This window comes from Chryseobacterium sp. WX (assembly GCF_029542485.1).
In the GTDB taxonomy this organism is placed as follows: Bacteria; Bacteroidota; Bacteroidia; order Flavobacteriales; family Weeksellaceae; genus Chryseobacterium; species Chryseobacterium cucumeris.
Genome location: NZ_CP120710.1, coordinates 2,147,242 through 2,167,335, shown reverse-complemented (window position 1 = coordinate 2,167,335; position 20,094 = coordinate 2,147,242). Strand labels below are relative to the sequence as shown.

Here is a 20,094-nt window from a genome sequence, read left to right as displayed (position 1 = left end):
ACAATATCTGGGCAGGTAACTTTGATTCCAAAGCACAGCTGCAGGGATTTGTCAATGAAAATTTCAGTCAGTTTGATGATCTTAGATTGTTACATGGCTTTGAAGAAGTCAGCTTTGCTACCTTAGCAAATTCTGAAATTGAACATATTTTTAATGATGTAGTGGATAAAAATGCCAACAACTCATTTGTTTTGCAGAAAAAGGAAATCAATTCCCAATATTCTCTGGAACAGGCAGAAGCAGAGTCTAAAGAAGCCAGCAGAAAAGAGCTGCACTACCTTACAACTTATGTATTTGAAGGATAAAATATAAGCATTCACTTGCTGAACATGATAATAAAACGTACCTTTTTCTTTTGAAAGCGGTACGTTTTTCATTTAAAATGATTTCTATGGCTAAACCTTTTAACAGAACCGTTACCTTATTCGGAATCTATAAACAACTTGTTCCATTCATCAGACCTTATCGTCCCATGATTTACGGAACACTGTTTCTTACTTTTCTGGGAGCTCTTGCAGCACAGGTGAACCCTATTGTTTTGAAATATACCGTAGATGAGGTGACTAAACTTACACATCTTCCACATCCGATGTCGGAGGGGATTCATATTCTCATTATTATTTCCATTATTTTACTGGGAAAAGAACTGTTAAACATCTTTATCAACTTCGGCCAGAAATTTTATGGCGAAAAAATCAGGATTAATGTGAGCTCCGTGCTGGCACAATCAGCCATTGATAAGATTTTGACCTACAGAGTCGCTTATTTTAATGATGAAAACCATGAATCCGGAAAATTACAAATCAGAATAGACCGCGGAATAGAAAGTCTTACCAGATTGGTTCAGAACTTTTTTATTGATATCCTTCCTCTTTTTTCCAATGCCATTATTGCCCTGATCATTATGTATATGCAGAATGTGTATGTGGGACTGGTTTCTACGATTATTGTTCCGATCTATTTCTACATCAGCTCCCTGCAGGCCAAAAAACTAGGCGGAGTGAGACGCCAGCTTAGGAATCAGAGAGAAAAAAAGACCTCCGGACTTTTGAACCTGATCAATTCTATTATGGTTATTAAAAGCTTTGTCCGTGAAAAATTTGAAGGGAAAAAACAATATGACCTTCAGATGGAGCTGATGGAAAGCCAGATGATCACAAGGAGAACCAATTTTATTTATGATGGTTTAAAAACTTTTATTGAGCAGTTCGGCGTTGTTTTGATTATCCTTTTAACCGTTTATCTTGTACTTGACCAGCAAATGACCATTGGAGCAATTATGCTTCATATTATGCTTTTCAACAATGTTTCGGCACCGATCCGGCAGCTTCACAGGATTTATGATGATATGAACGATGCCATGATCTATGCTGAAGGGTATTTCGATATTTTAAATGCAGATCATGAAACAGAATCCAGCGGAAGCTTTGTAGAAAAAGAAATCAAAGGAACTTTTGAATTGAAAAATGTTGATTTCACCTATCCCAATGGTACGAAAGCTTTACATAATGTTTCCATGAAAATTGAAAACGGAAAGACGACAGCTTTGGTAGGGTTGAGCGGTGCAGGAAAATCAACGGTGATCAATCTTTTGTGTAAATTCTATCTTCCTGATTCCGGGGAGATTCTTTTGGATGGAGTCAACCTTAATGAATATGAAAATACTTTCCTGAGAAGTGATCTGGGGCTTGTACTTCAGAAAAATCATATCTTTCAGGGAAGCATAGAAGATAATATCCGTTACGGCGATATGAATGCCGGTTTTGAAAAAATTCAGGAGGCTGCAAAAAAAGCTTATCTGCACGATCAGATCATGGATCTTCCTGAAAAATACCAGCATGATGCCACTCAGCTTTCAGGAGGACAGCAGCAGAGAATTGCCATTGCCAGACTGTTCCTTAAAAATCCACCGGTTATTTTTCTGGATGAACCAACAGCCAGTCTGGATGCCATTGCTACAGAACAGATCAAAAATTCTCTGGATGCTATTAAAGAAGGACGAACGGTGATCATTATTTCCCATTCTCTTTCACAGATCCTGGATTCCGATACCATTTATGTGATGAAAAAAGGCAGAGTGGTTGAAAATGGAACTCATGATGAATTGTACAATAAAGAAGGAACATACCGTGAGATTTTTGATGCCTCGGCCCGTAGTCTTAATCTCGATAAACTGGTGAATACTTTTAAAGAAAATTAAAATCAAAAAGTCATCCCATTTATAAGTAATACCTCAAAAAAGAATTTTAGCTTTGTTCCATCATGAACGATCACTATCTTAAAAAACTCGATAGGGTAACAGCTATCCTTACCCAGTTGCAGTCGAAACCTGTTGTACGCGCTCAGGATCTGGCTGAAAAGTTTGATGTAAGTATCAGAACTATTTACCGTGATGTAAAAACCCTGGAAAATGCCGGTATTCCTATTGTGGGAGAAGCTGGAAACGGCTATTCTTTAATGGAAGGCTATAAGCTTCCTCCGATTATGTTCACCAAAGAAGAAGTGTTAAGTTTCATTACCGCTGAAAAGCTGATGCAGAAATTTTCCCATCAAAGTCTGGGGAATCATTATCAGGCTGCGATGGAAAAAGTACGTTCTGTACTGAAATATTCTGATAAAAATCTGATTAAGAATATTGAAAAGCAAATAGATGTTTTCAGTTTTCATACAGATTCTGGAGATTCACTGAAAAACGTAATTCCTATTATCCTGGAAAGTATTGCGGAGAAAACCCAGCTCAATATCAGATATAAGACGGTAGATGGAAGAGTGAATAACAGAACGATTGAAACAGTCGGGATGTTTTTCGAATTTAATATCTGGTACATCATGGCATACTGTACCCTGAGGAAAGATTTCAGACAGTTTCGTATCGACAGAATTCTGGAAATCTCAAAAACACAGAATCCTTTCCTGCAGGAATACGGACAGGTAAATGATTACCGTAAAAAGTCAAATGGAAATAAAGTTAAAGCCAAACTTCTGGTTGACAAAAAGATCATGAATCATTTGGTAAATTCTAAAAAATACTATGGATTGATAGAAGAAGTAGAAACCGAACGGGGGATGGAACTCACTTTTGAAACAGAATGGATCAGTGATGGATTTCCCCGCTGGTTGATCACTTTTGCAGATTATGCTAAAGTTCTGGAGCCCGAAAGTCTTCGCATCCGTTTGAATGAACTGCTTGTAAAAATGGTTGAAAGACATCAATAATAAAACCCCAACAAGACTGTTGAGGTTTAAAGACTTAATTGAGGCAATAAATGAAATGGTTTAAGGAAAAGGCAGAATTGCAAAAAAGTCAATTTGTTGTGTCGCAAAAAAAGATATAAGTTTTGGTTACCCTTTCTGCAATTTTACCTTCTCAGTGCATTAAAATCTCTCCCAGAAGAAAGGGGGTTCAATTCCTAAAGCTCTCAGATAAACGTATCCTTGTCCACGGTGATGAACTTCATTATCTACAAAATAAAGAATGTTCTGATATACCGGAAATTCATATTGTCCGAATAAATTGAAAGTCTCCTGAAAACGTTCTTCAGAAATCTGATTGAAATAATGGTTGATCACTTCCGTTTCTTCATCCCATTTTTTCAAAATTTCTTCCTTGGTTTTCGGATTAAAAGCTTCTTCACTGTAAGCTTCCATATTTCCTTCCACAATTCCTTTTAAAGCAGGCCCGCCAATGCTGATCAGTTCTACTGCCAGTTTTGCAAATGGTCTCATTCCGCCTACAGAAAATTCAAATAGCTCTTTTTCAGGAAAAGATTCAATCACTCTTCTTGTAAGATTTCTGTGTCCTTGCCAATCTTCTAATAGCTGTTCAGATGTCATGAATTGTTTTGTAGCTGTTGCTGTAGTTGTCATAATGTATTTGGTTTGTTTGTTGTTGATACAAAGGTAAGAGGGAGTTATGACAACAGTTTGTCAGTAGGATTTCGTATAATAAAAAAATATTTTTTTTTCTTAAAATATTGATCCCTACTTTTGCGTTAGAAGAAAAGTATATTAATAAAAAACCGCCATTATTAGAATTATGAAGAAGTATATTTTGCCTGTTATTACTGCTTTTTTATTAGTATCATGCAATAAGATAGAGGAAAAAATAGATCAGACTGTTCAGAAAACAACTGAAACTGTACAGCAAAAAACACAACAGGTGGTGGAAGAAACCGTAAAGAAGACGGTCAATGAATCTATCAATTCTTTAACCAACTCTGAGGATGTTAAGTTTAATACTGTTTTCCCAAGTACTGGAGCATCTATTGTTTCTGAAGAAAAAGGAAAGAAAATCAAAATTCCCGGAAGGCCTGAAGGATATATTTTTAAATATAAAGCTGATATTGCAGTTTTACTTCCGTTTTTAGAAAGCCAGCCTACTTCTGATGAAAATAAATCTGATAAAACTGCCCGTAAGATCGATGGCCAGAATATCATTGATAAAATAAGTTTTATATCGAAATTTCTTCCTGACAATACTTTTGATACCCGTATTCTGGAAGATATTAAATCTGATAAAAACATTCAGTATTATAAACTGAAAAGATTTCCGAACAGTAGTACCATTATCTACAACCCAAAAAATCAGACCATCATACAATACGTAGAGGTAAATAAATAATTTGGATATGGCCGGTTTCTCCCGGCCATTTTTTATTCTTGGTCATTTCAGTCATAGGCAAAGCAATCTCAATCCGTCTGAAAACTACAAGTCAGAACGAATTAAATCATGTTTATTTTTCTGATATTAAGGGATTGATTTTTTTATGCAAATGTGACATTAATGATTTATTTTTTTTCATGTTATTAATAAATCAATTTACGTTTCGTGTATTAATTTATGATTTAATGAAATGGCATAGTTTTCGCAAATACTAAATAAGATTGTTATTATATTTTTTATTTTTATGTTTAATATTGATTTTTTCACTAGTTTTATTGAATAATTAACAATTAACATGAAGGAAAATTTATTTAATAGAAAAATCTATGTCTTAGTATTAAGCGGAGCTGGTGTTATGGGATATGCTCAGGACAGCATAAAACAAAATAAAATAGACGAAGTGGTGGTTACCACGGGTAGAACAAAGCCCAGAACAATCATTACCTCAGCAATTCCTATTGATAATATTTCCGCCGTACAATTAAAATCCACAGGTCAGGTTACTTTTGACAAAGCTTTAACCTATGCTGTTCCCTCTTTTAATTCATCACAACAAACTGTTTCTGATGCAACAGCTCACTTTGATCCGGCAGATTTAAGAGGATTAGGACCTTCCAGAACCTTGGTTTTGGTGAATGGTAAAAGAAAAAATCAAAGTGCTTTAATTTATGTAAACGATACGCCGGGAAAAGGTGAAGTAGGTACAGATCTGAAAAGTATTCCTTCAGCAGCCTTACAAAACGTAGAGGTTCTGAGGGATGGAGCGTCTGCACAATACGGATCTGATGCTATTGCAGGGGTCATTAATATTATTCTTAAGAACAGTGTAGGGAAAAGCACTGTCAATGTTTTTTCAGGTATTACTTCAAAGGGAGACGGTTTTAATATCGGAGCAGATTTTAATACGGGAATCAAAGTAGCAAAAACAGGAAGTCTGAATCTTACATTCGGATTTTCCTCTCAAAATAAAACAAACCGCGCAGGTTCTGTTACAAAAGATGAACTTTTTGGCGTGGATAATGCCTGGACTCAGGCCAATCCCGGTTTAGGAATGATTATAGGGCAGCCGGAGACCAAAGTGGGCAATATGTTTGTGAATTTTGAATTGCCAACAGGTGAAACAGGCAAATTTTATGCTTTTGGGGGTACGACTTACAGAAATGGGACCAGTTTTGCTTTGTATAGAACACCTTATTGGGTAACTTCAGATTTTGGTTTATTAACTCCAAAAGGGCAACCTTACAACGGATTTCAACCGGAATTTAAAACAGATGTTTATGATTATAATTTAACTTCCGGATGGAAAGGTATGTTTGGAAAATGGAGTTTTGATGGAAGTGCAACCTTTGGTTCTAATGCCGTAGATTATGCTGTAGCAAATACCATTAATACTTCTTTAGGAGCAAATTCACCAACTTATTTTAAAGCAGGTGGGCACCAGTTCAGTAACATTATAGGAAACGTAGATATCAGCCGGGATTTTGGTGCGCTTGTTTTAGGAGCCGGAGCTGAAGTACGTAATGAAAATTATCAGGCAAAAGCAGGAGAAGAAGCATCTTATATAGGAAATGGTGCAGAATCTTTTCCAGGACTGCAGCCTCAAAATGAAGTCAATAAAAACCGTCAGAATATCGGAGCTTATTTGAATGCGGAATGGGATGTTACTAAAAACTTATTAGTTGGAGGAACGGTGAGGTATGAAAATTTCAGTGATTTCGGAAATAATGTTTCATGGAAAGGAAATGCAAGGTATAAATTACTAGATGATAAATTGGTTTTCCGTGGATCTGTTTCTACTGGATTCCGTGCTCCTTCATTACACCAGATTTATTATTCTAATGTTCAAACCAAAATTACAGGGAATACGGTAGCTAATCAGGGTACTTTTAATAACGACTCTCAAATTATAAGATCTGACCTTGGGGTACCTAAATTAAATGCTGAAAAAGCCTTTAACATTACAGGAGGATTGGCCGTAAAACCTTTTAAAAACCTTACTATTACAGCAGATTATTATAGAATAAAAATTAAAGACAGGGTACTTTTCTCTGGAGATATTGGATACAAAACCGGTGCTCCGGGAAGTCCGGACCTAACAAACCCTGTAGAAGTAATATTAAACAATAATAAAATAACCTCTCTGAAGTTTTTCACCAATGCTGTGAATACGGTAACTGAAGGGGTAGATTTTGTAGCTAATTATTATACTTCTGCTATTGGCAAAGGAAAACTGGGAATTATTGCTGCTTTCAATTATAACGAAACTAAAATAGTAGATAATATTGCCGTTCCACCGATTTTGGCTCAAAATGGTTACTCAGAAAACTTTTTTGATAGAAAAGAACAATCCAGAATCATCTCTGCAAGACCAAAAACAAAAACGATTCTGAGTCTTTCGTATGACATTACCAAGTTTAATTTTAACCTTAATAATACATATTTTGGTTCGGTTACATGGCAGCATGCCACGGATCCTGCCAAAGATCAGACATTCTCTGGTAAAGTAGTTACAGACATCGTTTTAACCTATAAAATCACGAATGATCTTAAAGTTTCCGGAGTGGTAAATAATTTATTTAATATTTACCCGGACGTCATATACATCAAAGGAGATGTAGTGACAGATCTTGGAGGAAGATTCAAATATCCGTGGGAGGTCAACCAGTTTGGATTTAACGGAACCACTTTTCAGCTTAATGTTAATTACACTTTTTAATGTATAAATAAATAATTAGTGCTTTAATATAGACAAAGTAACCCCAAAAGATATAAAAGCCATCTACGCAAATACTAACTGACATTAATTTCTAATGTCAGTTTTATTTTTTAAGATAGAACAGGAAGTTATTACTACATTTTACTTTTTACATTGTATAAAAAAAGGTATTTTAGTACTATGAAAATTTATACAAAGACAGGAGATAAAGGTCAGACTGCATTGTATGGCGGAACAAGAGTTTCCAAAGCCAGTGCAAGAGTAGACAGTTATGGAAATATAGATGAGCTGAATTCATTCATCGGAATTGCAAAAAGCCATATCGAAGATGAAGAAGTGTTGAGACAGCTGAAGAAAATCCAGTTTGATTTATTCACTGTAGGTTCAGAGGCTGCAACCCCTGTGGATAAGCTGATGCTTGCCAACGGGAAATCACGTCTTCCGATTATTATTTCAGAAACAGAAATTGAAGAGCTGGAACAATGGATGGATGCTTTTGATGAAAAGCTGGAACCGCTTCAGTATTTTATCCTGCCAGGTGGAGGAAAACCGGCAACTTTTTTACACGCAGCAAGAACCATCTGCAGAAGAGCAGAACGTTCACTGGTATTTCTGAATGAATCAGAAGAAGTGCGTCCCGAATTGATTAAATATTTAAACAGGCTTTCAGATTATCTTTTTGTATTGGCCAGATATATTTCAAAACTGAACAATGAACCGGAAGAATACTGGAATCCGAATGAAAGATAAAACATTACTTTTCATCAACGGAGACGCTCCAAAATCATTACCCAACCCCGAAAATTATGAATTGATTGCCTGCACAGACGGTGCCTTTCATTATTTAAAAAGAATGGGATTTCCTTTGGATAAGCTGGATTTTATTTCCGGTGATTTTGATTCTCATTCCGGATCAGATGAAGATATGTATGAAGGGAAATTTATCCTTACGTTAGATCAGGAAAAAACAGATTTTCATAAAGCGTTGGAAATCATTCAGGAAAGAGGTTTTTCAGAAGTTGATGTTTTTGGAGGAAGTGGAGGCGAACAGGATCATTTTCTGGGAAATCTTACTGTTGCCTATGGATTCAAAGAGCAGATAAAAATAAAATTTTACGATGAATTTTCAGAGTATTATTTTATTCCCCATTATTTCACACTGAAAGGAGTGAAAAACAGAATGATCTCTCTTTATCCGTTTCCATCAGTAAATAATATCACAACAAAAGGTCTCAATTGGCCTTTGACCAATGAAAGTCTAAGCATCACTTCAAGAATAGGAACCCGGAATTTCGCTGTTGAAGATGAGGTTTCTATAGAGTATGAATCAGGGGATGTCTTGTTTTTTGTAGGGATCAAGGAGATTGAATATCCGGCAATTTATTAGAGTGATTATAATCAATAGAAATGGGCTTTACCCATTGTAAAAAAAGACTGTCATTAAACACAAATTACACCAATGTTTTTCACAAATGGCACTAATATCATATCCATAGGAACAGGCTTCAGCCCGTATAATAAAAATACAAGAATCCATTGGCTTCAGCCAAAACTTATTAAAAACCATTGAATAAACTAATCAAAATATCAGTTTTTACCATTTCATTATGCTGTATTTTCTCATGCAGAACACAGCATTTTGAAACACCCGAATATGGAAAAAATGAAACTGAAAAAGTAATTCATATCAAGAAAGTAATTAATTTCCGTACGGTAGGAAATATCAAAAATGCAGATGGAAGAACTTTAAAAGAAGGAAAATTTTACCGGAGTGCCCATCTTCATAAGCTTAAAAAGAAATCTTTTGACGATTTTGAAAAACTCGGGATCAAAGAAATTATTGATCTTAGAAACTCAAAGGAAATTGCTGAAAAACCGGATCAGCTACCTTCAGAAACGGATTACAAAAAATATTCAGCGTTTGAAGACGAAGGAGATCAACTGGCTCAGGCCAAGAAGCTCGTTCTTAAAGGCAAAGTAAACGCTTCCGACGCAGATAAAAGAATGATTGATTTCTATCGTGAGTATGTGACAGAAAACCCGGAAACGATAAAAAAGATTATTACAGAAATTCTGGAGTCCAAAGATCCGATTCTTTACCACTGTACCGCAGGAAAAGACAGAACCGGAATTACCACCGCATTAATTCTTACCATTCTGAAATTTGATAAAGAGACTATTTACAACGAATATCTTTTATCCAATAATTACAGAAAAAATCTTGTTCAAAAAAGATTACGCCTTGCCAATACCTTACATTTCCTCTATCCTAAAATGGATTTACAGGTGCTGGAAAAATTGAGTTGGGTAGAAAAAAGATATCTTGATGCAGCTTTTGAGGAGATCAATAAAAAGTATGGTTCTACAGATGGCTATATTCAGCAGGTATTAGGGATTTCAGATGCCAAAAGGAATGAATATATTCAAAAGTTTACGTATTGATTATCAGAGATAAATTTCTACAAGATTCAATATTGGGTGTTTATTTAAAATTATAATAATTTTAACACCTAAAAATGAAAGTTTTTTAGCAATTTTGCATTTCTTAATTCACTTGTTTAGAAATGAAAATAAAGTACTCGGAACTTATTGATCAGACATTATATTTTCCTACGGAGGAATTTAATGTTTCTGAGAACAATTTGTTGTTTCACGACGTTCCACTCATGGACGTAGTTGAACAATTTGGCACTCCGCTAAAGATTAGCTATCTGCCGAGAATTTCTCAAAATATTCAGAAAGCAAAAAGCTGGTTTAAAGAAGCTTTTGAAAAAACCGAATATAGAAAGAATTATACCTACTGCTACTGCACAAAATCCAGTCATTTTAATTTTGTATTGGAAGAAGCATTGAAAAATGATATTTCAATAGAAACTTCTTCTGCTTATGATATGGATATTGTAAAGTCTCTTTATGAAAAAGAGAAAGTAGATAAAAATATTGAAGTTATCTGTAATGGTTTCAAAACTGATGATTATCTGGCAAAGATTTCAGATATGATCAACAGCGGTTTTGAAAATATTACTCCGATTCTTGATAATTACAGAGAATTGGATAAACTTACGGAAAGCATCGATTCTACCTTTAATATCGGAATCAGAATTGCATCAGAGGAAGAACCGAAGTTCGAATTCTATACCTCAAGACTAGGAATCGGATATAAAGATATCATTCCTTACTATAGTCAGAAGATCGCAGAACATCCGAATGCAAGATTGAAAATGCTTCACTTCTTCATCAATACCGGGATTAAAGATACTTCTTACTACTGGAATGAATTGTACAAATGTCTTCGTGTATATGCACGTTTGAAGAAAATCGCTCCTGAAGTAGATTCATTGAACATCGGAGGTGGTTTCCCAATCAAAACTTCTTTGAACTTTGATTATGACTATCAGTATATGGTGGAAGAAATCGTTTCTCAGATCAAAAAATTCTGTGAAGAAGAAGGGGTGGAAGAACCTAATATCTATACTGAGTTCGGAAGCTTTACCGTAGGGGAAAGTGGAGCAAATCTTTATAAAATTATTTCTCAGAAACGTCAGAACGACAGAGAAAAATGGAATATGATTGACTCTTCTTTCATGACCACTCTTCCTGATACATGGGCAATTTCAAGACACTTTATCATGCTTCCGCTTAACCGTTGGGAAGATACGTATGAAAGAGTATTCCTTGGAGGACTGACTTGTGACTCGGATGATTATTATAACTCAGAACAGCATACCAACGCAATTTATTTACCGGTCTTCAGTGATACAAAACCTCTGTATATCGGATTTTTCCACACTGGAGCGTATCAGGAAACCATCGGAGGATATGGTGGAGTACACCACTGTCTGATGCCTCAGCCAAGACACGTCCTGATTCAGAAAGATGAAAACGGTGAATTGCAATACGAAATTTTCCGTGAAAAACAGGAACCTGAAGATGTATTGAAACTTCTTGGTTATAAATAATTTGACAATCATAGAAAAATCAATTGGCTTTAGCCAAAAATTATAGAAAACAAAAGCTCTCAGATTCTGAGAGCTTTTTTTATCTAAAAATATTTTGAAATTTTGTCCAGTTCCAGATCTTCATAATCAGAAACTACTGTATCTGCTAACGTGTAATCCTGATTTTTAGAATGTGGACTTCTGTATGCGGCACAGAAAATTTTTGCTCTGTGAGCTGCCAGAATTCCGTTGGTAGAATCCTCAATCACCATACAGTTTTCAACAGGTTCTCCGGCCATTTCTGCCGCCAGTAAGAAAACTTCAGGATGAGGTTTTGATTCTTTTAAATCGGCGCCGCTAATCTTTCCACTGAAATATTGCTCCAGTCCGAATTTTTCAAAAACCATATTGATGGTTACCATCGTTGCAGAAGAAGCCAGAATCAGCTTGACTCCATTTTCGTGATAATGCTCGATCAGTTTTCTTACTCCCGGAATTAAGTCAAACTCATCATCATTATCAAAATAATCTTTGAAATGAGATCTTTTGATTCCTGCAATGGCTTCATAAGTCTGATCTAAATTAAATTCATTAATCAATGTCTCAGAGACTCTTTTGGTGGAAGCACCAGTAAAAGAGGTGTAAAGCTCCTCGGAAACTACAATTTCCAGTTCGTCAAAAGTTTTGAAATAAGCTTTTCTATGTAATGGTTCCGTATCTACAATGACTCCATCCATATCGAAAAGTACAGCTTTTAAAGGCATATAATGAGTTTTATACAAAAATAGCTATTTGAGTCGAGAGTGGAAAGGGAAGAGGTAACAGATGATAGGTTTTAGGTAGAAGATAATATACTATGAGTGGTAAATTCTGATCCTCATAAACTCTCCTACACTCTTACTCTCCAACTCATAAACTCTTTGTATCTTTGTGGTCAATATTTCAATTTTAAAACATTAAAATTTTTAAATAAAGCATGAGAACATACGCAGGAATTCCCGAGGAAAACGCAACGTTAGAGAATTCGAAAGTAATGTTGGTAACTGTTCCTTATGATGGAACTTCAACATGGGGGAAAGGAGCTGATAAAGGTCCGGAATTATTCTTAAACGCTTCCGAAAACATGGAGCTTTACGATATTGAAACTCAAACAGAACCTTACTTACAGGGAGTTTACTTGGCAGGAGAAGTTTCTGAAAATTCTTCACCGGAAGCAATGACGGAAGCGGTTTATCAGAAAACAAAAGAACTTTTGAACAATGATGGTAAATTATTTACTCTTTTTGGAGGAGAGCACTCTGTTTCTATCGGTTCTATCCGTGCGGTAGGAGAGAAGTTTGAAAACCTTACTGTTCTTCAGTTGGATGCTCACACAGATTTACGTCCTGAGTTCCACGGTTCTACTTCCAACCATGCTTGTGCAGTTTTTGAAGCGAATCAGAAGCATAATCTGGTACAGGTGGGAATCCGTTCTATGGATATTGAAGAAGCGCAATATTTACCTGAAGGAAGAGTATTCTTTGCTCACGAAATTGCCAACAACGAAAACTGGATCAATGATGTATTGGAGAAAGTATCAGGAAATGTTTATATCACAATAGATTTAGATGCTTTTGATCCTTCTATTGCTCCATCTACAGGAACTCCTGAGCCAGGTGGATTACAATGGTACCCAACTCTGGAATTATTAAGAAAAGTATTTGAAAAATGTAACGTAGTAGCATTTGACATTGTAGAATTGATGGATTCTCCAATGGCTAAGCCAACGGCTTTCCTTTCTGCGAAGTTATATTACAAAATGCTTGCTTACTACGATATTTATAACAACAACTAATATTCCGCAAGAATCGGATTTTTTCTGCCGTATATTCTTTGGAAATTTGTGAGGTAAAAACAATAATATGATGTCCACACAAAGTCAGATAGATTATAACAGAATTGCCAAGGCGATAGAATATATCCAGAGCAATTTCAGACTTCAGCCAAGTTTGGAGGAAGTGGCAGAGAATATTCACTTGAGCCCGGCTCATTTTCAGAAGATCTTTACAGATTGGGCAGGAACAAGTCCGAAAAAATTTTTACAGTTCATCAGTCTTGAACATGCTAAAAATTTATTGAAGGAAGAAAAAGCAAGTTTGTTTGATACCGCTTATGAGACGGGCCTTTCCAGTACCAGCAGGCTTCATGACCTGTTTGTAAAGATTGAAGGAATGTCTCCGGCAGAATATAAAAACGGAGGAAAAAGCCTCAGTATTCATTACAGTTTTTCCGAAAGTCCTTTCGGGAATTTATTAGTAGCTTCTACAGAAAAAGGAATCTGCTATATGGCTTTTGAAGACGATAAAGAAAAAGCATTCGGGGAACTGAAGCAAAAGTTTCCCAATGCTTCTTTTATTGAAAAACAGGATACTCTTCAAAAGAATGCACTGTCCATATTCGATAAAGACTGGACAAAACTCAATACCATAAAATTACACCTAAAAGGAACCGATTTTCAGTTGAAAGTATGGGAAAGTCTGCTGACCATTCCAATGGGAAAATTGTCTACGTATGGCAGCCTGGCAGAAAAAATTGGGAATCCTAAAGCTTCCAGAGCTGTTGGAACGGCTATCGGAAGTAATCCGGTTGCATTTCTTATTCCATGTCACCGCGTGATTCAGTCTACAGGGCATCTGGGAGGTTACAGATGGGGAAGTGATAGGAAGCAGCTTATTGTAGGTTGGGAAGGATCCCATATTTACTCTTAAAATATTTTATCACAAAAGGCAAAAAAAGAATCTACAATTATTAAGTTTTGGCTAAAGCCAATGGATTAGATTATTTTTTTTAATGGGCTTAAGTTCTTTCCGATTGATATAAAATTCGTGTCATTTGTGAATAACATTGGTGCCATTTGTGTTTAATGAAAGAATCTTTTGTGACTTTTGCGGTTGAAAAATATTAAATTTAAATTTCGACTAAAGTCTGTTTCTATTGATATAAAATTCGTGTCATTTGTGAAAAACATTGGTGTAATTTGTGTTTAATAATAAAAACATTTAATTAGAAAACTATGATGAGTCTCTTCGAAGAAATATCAAATTATCCACTGAATATCCTTCCCCATGATGGAACTGTTCATTATTACGGTAAGGTTTTCTCCAAAGAACAATCAGATTTTTACTATGATTATCTGCTCAGCCAGATTCCGTGGGAAAATGATGAAGCACTGATTTTTGGAAAATTAATTTTAACTAAAAGGAAAGTAGCCTGGTTTGGAGAAAAAGCTTTTGAATATACCTATTCGAAACGAACAAAATATGCCCAATTCTGGACTCCCGAATTACTGGAACTGAAGAAAAAATGTGAAGAAGTTTCGGGCGAAACCTACAATTCATGTCTGCTCAATTTATATCATGACGGAAGCGAAGGTATGGCTTACCACAGCGATGGGGAAACAGATCTGAAGAAACATGGAGCTATTGCCTCTTTAACCTTTGGAGCGGAAAGAAAATTTTTATTCAAACATAAAACAACCAAAGAAAAGGCAGAAATATTCCTCGAAAACGGAAGTTTATTAATTATGAAAGGAACCACTCAGGACCACTGGCTTCATAGACTTCCACCCACTACAAAAGTGAAAACTCCAAGAGTCAACCTGACTTTCAGAACTATTGAAGAATAGTTTTTAAGAGAATATTTATCCACAATTTTTGTTTATTACCTTTATCAATAGAAGTGGGCTTTAGCCCACTTAAACAAAAAGAACAAAATCATCGGGCTTTAGCCAAAACCTAAAAACAAAAACTTCAACTCCTCAAAAATAAAAGAGCTGTTCAAACGAACAGCTCTTTCAATTTATTTTACAACATCAGCTTCAATAGAGCTGTCGTTATATACTTTGATAAATGCCTTGGTGTAATCCTCTTTATTGGCAAAATTCGGGTTATCCATAAACTTTTGTGGATTGATGGCGAAAAGCGGGAACCACGTACTGCTGATCTGAATCTGGATTTTGTGTCCTTTTTTGAAGGTATGAACCACATCCTGAAGTCTGAAGTTTACAGCCGTCTTCTGGTTAGGAACCAAAGCTTCTCCCTTTTCTTTGGTATTTCTGAATCTTGCAGGCATGATCTCACTTCTTACCATCTGGTGATAGTTTCCATAGATAACACCTTCTTTCTTTTCTGCCGGCTTGAAATCTTCAGGATAAACATCAATTAATTTTACGGCAAAATCAGCATCTGTAGAAGTGGAAGCAATATTCAGTTTAGCCATAATCTCTCCGGCAAATGTAATATCATCAGTCAGTACATCGGTAGTAAAAGTTAATACATCTGGTCTTCCTACAGCAAATCTCTGATCTTCTGACATATAATTTTTTGGAGTGAATCCATTAAAATCTTTTAAGTGATCTGAACTCAATACAGGGTTGTTAGGATCACTGTAATATTCAGAATAGCCTTGTCCTGATGATTTTTTCAGGGTTTTATCAGCCAGATAGAAATTCACTTTCTGAGCATTTCTCGGAGGGTAAGAAGCAAATTCTTTCCATTCTTTAGCACCGGTATCATACATCAGCGCTTCAGGAAGTCCTGCATCTTCTTTGGTATTGCCTTTCAGGTAATGATTGAAAAATTTTGTTTCAATATTTTTTTGGTAGTAAGTAGCAATACTATCTCCAAAATACGTTTCACTGTGGAAATGTTTTCCCTGCTCCTGAGACCAGCCACCATGGGAAAAAGGTCCCATTACTATTGTGTTTTTAGCTTTAGGGCTTGTCTTTTCAATAGTTTTATAAATATTCAGAGGACCAGAAAGATCTTCTGCATCAAACCATCCACCCACTGTCATTACAGCATGGTTGATATTCTTTAAGTGAGGAAGAAGACCTCTTTTCTGCCAGAATTCATCATAGTTGGTATGATTCATAATTTCTGTCATGAAGAAATTATTCTTGTAATATTTTTCATATCCATCTTTCAGCGTACCCATATCTCTGTAGAATTTCAAACCGTCTTCAGAAGTCTGTTTGATGAAAGAATCCATATACCATGCCTGCTTTTCCGGTTGTGTTTTCTGAACGCCAAAAACAGGAAATGTTCTGAAATAGCCTAGCATAAATCTTCCGTTGTGAAGGAAGTCGTCATTCCAGAAATCGGAAATCGGTGCCTGTGGTGAAGAAGCTACCAAAGCAGGATGCTGTGACAACGTTCCTACAGCAGTATAGAATCCCGGGTATGATGTTCCGAATTGGCCTACTTTACCATTGTTATCTTTCACATTTTTCAAAAGCCATTCGATGGTGTCATAAGTATCGGTACTTTCATCAACATCTTTTTTGGTTTTGCGCTCCACCTGTGGAGTCATATTGGTAAAAGTACCTTCACTCATATATCTTCCGCGTACGTCCTGATACACGAAAATATACTTGTCTTTCATAAGATACGTGTTGGGACCTACCTTTGCTTTATATTCACTTTCTCCGTACGGTGCAATGCTGTAACAGGTTCTCTGCATCAGGAACGGATATTTGTTTTTGTTCGATATATCTTTCGGAATATATACCGCAGTAAAAAGTTTCACACCATCACGCATTGGAATATAAAATTCTTTCTTGGTGAAATTGTCTTTAACGAAGGTATCTTTCTGTTCCGTTTTCTGAGCTTTTCCAAGAATGAAAAAAAGAATACATAATACTGAAATATGGATTTTCATAAAAAAAATTTACCGCTAATTTAAAAATAAAAACATGTTTATTAATAATCTTGTTTAAAAGGTTGTTGTAAAAACCACCCCGTCAAAAATTCTTTGAATTTTCGCCACCCCTCCGGAGGAGGGGAATATTATATCTTCAGTTGTAACGGAGCTCAGGATTATATTTCAGGTTGCCCCATAGAAATAGCCGGAAAGATCCGGCCATTATCAAAATATATACAGAAGTATGATGTTGCTTTACTTCGTCTTTTTACCAGCAAATTTATTCAGTTTCATGCTGATGGAGAACATGATGTATCTTTTCAGGATGAGATCTTCACGGTCTTCAAAATAAGAATCGGTAATGGTTCTTCTCACGCTTTGATTTTGATTTAAAACGTCATACACCTTTACTTTTGCTGTAAACTGTTTTTTATAGAATGAATATCCAAGGCTGGTATTCCAGAAGTAGAAATCTTTTTTAAAGCCCGGAGCAATATTGGAATTGGTATTGTATTCAAAATCGTTTCCAAATACGAGATTGCCTTTCAGCATATAATTGGTCAGTTCAAGTTTTAATGACTGATTCGCTGTATTTACATTGGTTACATTATAATTGGTATAATTGGAGAAACTATATCCAAGTCTGTAAGAGGGCTTGATCGTCATTTTATCTTTAATTTCATAAGTAAGATTAAGACCTGGGTTTAGATTATAAGAATTGCTGGTGAAAGATTGTCCATCAATAAAACCGTTATTGTAAGCATAATTCATGGTGAATCTTGGATTGATAATAAGTTTATTATTCTTCCATTTCAATACTTTACTGAAACCTCCGCCGGCATTGATGCTTTTATTTCCGCTTACGTTGTCATAAGTGATCACCTGTTTTCCTGCATTATCATAGGTGGAAAAATTGATGATATCATTATTTCTGTACGTAAAACCAATATTGAAATAGTAGCTGAACTCTTTCACTTTATTATAATTATTGAAATATAAATAAAGATTGTTAGTCCAGGTATTTTTTAAGTCAGGATTTCCCTGATAGGTAATCAAAGGATTGGATTCATCTTTATAAGGAGTCAGTTGTTCTGCTGTCGGAATGTTGAAGTTGGAATAGTTGTAAAAGCTTAAGGTTTTTCCTTCAGTCAGCTGATAGTAAAGGTTCACATTATATTGGGGCAGTACAAAATTTTTCTGAAGGTCATATTGCTGGCCGTTATAAATAGAATTTACCTTCATATCCGAAATATCAAGATTCATGGAAGCCCAGAAATTCAGTTTCTTTTTGCTAATCTGGTAAGTCAACTCAGGAGATATCTGATTGATTCTTTGCTTCATATTGTTGGATAAAAGCTGATTGTATTTAGTATAATCTCCTGTTGTATTATCAAAATCATTTACATTTCTCAAATCTCTGGAAGATCGGGTTTCATATTTCAATTCAAAACTTACACTTGAAGAATCGGAAACAGGTTCTGTATATCCGGCAGTAAAATTGAAACTGCTGTTCTGATTTTTATTTTTGGCTAACTGATCCCTGTTGTCTTTTGTGGTTCCATTAGTTTGATAGAACGTATTTTGAGATTGGTTCAGGTTATCTCTTTTAGATTCAGAAATGGAACTGTTCATATTAGCGGAAACCGAACGTCCTTTTTTCCTGAACTTTCTTGAAAAATAGAGGTATGGATTGAATGAATTGCTTTCCGAGTCATTAGTTGAATAAGTATTACTTTCATTTACAAGTTTACCATTATTTAAAGTAGATGAACGTGAATTATTAAAATTGAAACTGCTGTTTTTCGTAAATCTTGGAGAAAGATAGATACTCGTCATAGAATCCAGCTTGATTTTAGCCGAAGTATCAAAGCTGTATTGTTTGGACTCATTTTCACCATTGCTTTCAGAATTGGTTTGAAGCGTGTAAGTAGGGAGAAGGGTAGATCTTGAAACTTTAGATCTTGTTTCCGTATTGGAATCGGAATGCATCAGGCTGAAGGAATCCAGATCGGCATCTTTTCCCAGCTTGTCACTGTAGTTTAACCCAATTGTTGTAGACCTTTGAATTCCTTTCGTACCGCCTCCCTGGTTATAGTAAGTCATATTTCCTACCGTTGAGACAGATCCTCCCTGCATCATCCAGGCATTCCGGCCATTTCCCATACTGTCAAAAACCTCATCTCTGGAGAATCCCTGAGAGTTGATATTATTGGAAGAAGCCAATAGGCTTATTTTGGTATCCCCTTTAAAATAACTCGCCAGTCCACTTGCTTCATACCGTTTATCTGATCCATAGCCAACCGTAAGTCTTGTCAGTAAACCTTTATTTTTCTTTTCATCAATATTAAAATTGATGGTGGTATTCTGAGATTTGGCTGCTTTTCCGCTGAGTTCTTCCTCCTTGGTTTTAGTGGTGGTGAACTGAATATTCTTAATAATATCTGCGGGTAAATTCTGAAGAGCAATTTTACCGTCTTTATCAAAGAAAGGCTTTCCATTGATCATGATCTGGTCTACTTCTTTGCCATTCACGGTAATCTTTCCTTCATTGCTGATTTCTACACCGGGGATTTGCTTCAGAAGCTCTTCAATTTTACTGTCTGGGCGTACTTTGATAGCAGCTGCATTAAATTCAATAGTGTCTTTTTTAATTTTTACGGGTGAAACGGTGATTTTTACTTCATCAATTTTATTTACAATACCTTGCTTCTCCAGCTGAATATCTCCCAGAGATAGCGATTGATCTATTTTTTCGAATTTTTTTGAATAGGAAGATAATTTATCAGCATCGATTTTGAGAATGGAAGGTTCTTTCATATCATCAATCTTCAGCGAGAATTTCCCTTCCCTATTGGTTGCCGTATAATTGATAATGGATGAATCTTTTTGTTTCAAAAGATAGACGGTGGCATTTTCTATCGCTTTCTTTTCGGAATCGGATATTTTTCCGTCAATGTGTAACTTTTGGGCGTGCAGAATAATGACAGTGAACATCAAAGTCAATAGCAACAGAGTTTTCTTCATTAGTTTTTTTTTCAGAGCCGTAAAAATATAAAAACATCCCAAAGTTGGGATGTTTCTATGCTTTTTTTGTGAAA

The 20,094-nt window shown here is 35.6% G+C and carries 15 protein-coding genes; 11 read left to right on the top strand and 4 right to left on the bottom strand.

Annotated elements, in window-relative coordinates; genetic code table 11:
• Positions 1 to 391 precede the first annotated feature (391 nt).
• Both PZ898_RS09705 and PZ898_RS09700 read left to right on the top strand, forming a co-directional pair.
• Positions 392 to 2,200, top strand: coding sequence for an ABC transporter ATP-binding protein (locus PZ898_RS09705; protein ID WP_347176655.1), 1,809 nt, complete (start codon positions 392 to 394; stop codon positions 2,198 to 2,200).
• Positions 2,201 to 2,262: 62 nt separating this feature from the next.
• Positions 2,263 to 3,216, top strand: coding sequence for a YafY family protein (locus tag PZ898_RS09700; RefSeq protein WP_277695405.1), 954 nt, complete (start codon positions 2,263 to 2,265; stop codon positions 3,214 to 3,216).
• Positions 3,217 to 3,375: 159 nt separating this feature from the next.
• On the opposite strand, the gene PZ898_RS09695 is transcribed toward PZ898_RS09700, so the two are convergent.
• Positions 3,376 to 3,867, bottom strand: a complete 492-nt coding sequence (locus tag PZ898_RS09695; RefSeq protein ID WP_062674075.1) for a DinB family protein — start codon at positions 3,865 to 3,867, stop codon at positions 3,376 to 3,378.
• 169 nt (positions 3,868 to 4,036) lie between these two features.
• On the opposite strand from PZ898_RS09695, the gene PZ898_RS09690 reads away from it, so the two are divergent.
• The 6 genes from PZ898_RS09690 (at position 4,037) to PZ898_RS09665 (ending at position 11,338) form a co-directional block, all read left to right on the top strand.
• Entirely contained in the window at positions 4,037 to 4,621 is a 585-nt protein-coding gene (locus PZ898_RS09690) for a hypothetical protein (protein ID WP_062674077.1), read from the top strand.
• Between the two features lie 337 nt (positions 4,622 to 4,958).
• On the top strand, positions 4,959 to 7,379 hold the full coding sequence (locus PZ898_RS09685; protein WP_277695404.1) for a TonB-dependent receptor: 2,421 nt from the start codon (positions 4,959 to 4,961) through the stop codon (positions 7,377 to 7,379).
• 180 nt (positions 7,380 to 7,559) lie between these two features.
• On the top strand, positions 7,560 to 8,129 hold the full coding sequence (locus PZ898_RS09680; protein WP_041461407.1) for a cob(I)yrinic acid a,c-diamide adenosyltransferase: 570 nt from the start codon (positions 7,560 to 7,562) through the stop codon (positions 8,127 to 8,129).
• The gene (locus PZ898_RS09675) at positions 8,119 to 8,766 is read left to right on the top strand and encodes a thiamine diphosphokinase (RefSeq protein WP_277695403.1); all 648 of its coding nucleotides are present in this window, start codon (positions 8,119 to 8,121) and stop codon (positions 8,764 to 8,766) included. The genes PZ898_RS09680 and PZ898_RS09675 overlap by 11 nt, the downstream gene beginning before the upstream one ends.
• A 179-nt stretch (positions 8,767 to 8,945) precedes the next feature.
• A complete protein-coding gene (locus PZ898_RS09670) occupies positions 8,946 to 9,821 on the top strand; it encodes a tyrosine-protein phosphatase (RefSeq protein ID WP_216444013.1) in 876 nt (291 codons plus the stop codon).
• 122 nt (positions 9,822 to 9,943) lie between these two features.
• Positions 9,944 to 11,338 carry an arginine decarboxylase gene (locus PZ898_RS09665; RefSeq protein WP_062674083.1) on the top strand — a complete coding sequence of 465 codons (1,395 nt, stop codon included), beginning with the start codon at positions 9,944 to 9,946 and terminating at the stop codon, positions 11,336 to 11,338.
• An 83-nt stretch (positions 11,339 to 11,421) separates the two neighbouring features.
• Here the strand turns inward: PZ898_RS09665 and PZ898_RS09660 are convergent, their stop codons facing one another.
• On the bottom strand, positions 11,422 to 12,081 hold the full coding sequence (locus PZ898_RS09660; protein WP_120232041.1) for an HAD family phosphatase: 660 nt from the start codon (positions 12,079 to 12,081) through the stop codon (positions 11,422 to 11,424).
• 212 nt (positions 12,082 to 12,293) lie between these two features.
• Here PZ898_RS09660 and speB point away from each other — a divergent pair, with 212 nt between their 5' ends.
• The 3 genes from speB (at position 12,294) to PZ898_RS09645 (ending at position 14,981) form a co-directional block, all read left to right on the top strand.
• Positions 12,294 to 13,151, top strand: coding sequence for an agmatinase (gene speB, locus PZ898_RS09655; RefSeq protein WP_062674087.1), 858 nt, complete (start codon positions 12,294 to 12,296; stop codon positions 13,149 to 13,151).
• Positions 13,152 to 13,221: 70 nt separating this feature from the next.
• Positions 13,222 to 14,064, top strand: coding sequence for a methylated-DNA--[protein]-cysteine S-methyltransferase (locus PZ898_RS09650; RefSeq protein WP_123279305.1), 843 nt, complete (start codon positions 13,222 to 13,224; stop codon positions 14,062 to 14,064).
• 308 nt (positions 14,065 to 14,372) lie between these two features.
• A complete protein-coding gene (locus tag PZ898_RS09645; RefSeq protein ID WP_277695600.1) occupies positions 14,373 to 14,981 on the top strand; it encodes an alpha-ketoglutarate-dependent dioxygenase AlkB in 609 nt (202 codons plus the stop codon).
• A 173-nt stretch (positions 14,982 to 15,154) separates the two neighbouring features.
• Here the strand turns inward: PZ898_RS09645 and PZ898_RS09640 are convergent, their stop codons facing one another.
• Complete coding sequence (locus PZ898_RS09640) at positions 15,155 to 17,014, bottom strand: CocE/NonD family hydrolase (protein ID WP_277695402.1); 1,860 nt, start codon at positions 17,012 to 17,014, stop codon at positions 15,155 to 15,157.
• Positions 17,015 to 17,251: 237 nt separating this feature from the next.
• A complete protein-coding gene (locus tag PZ898_RS09635) occupies positions 17,252 to 20,020 on the bottom strand; it encodes a TonB-dependent receptor (protein WP_277695401.1) in 2,769 nt (922 codons plus the stop codon).
• Positions 20,021 to 20,094: the final 74 nt, after the last annotated feature.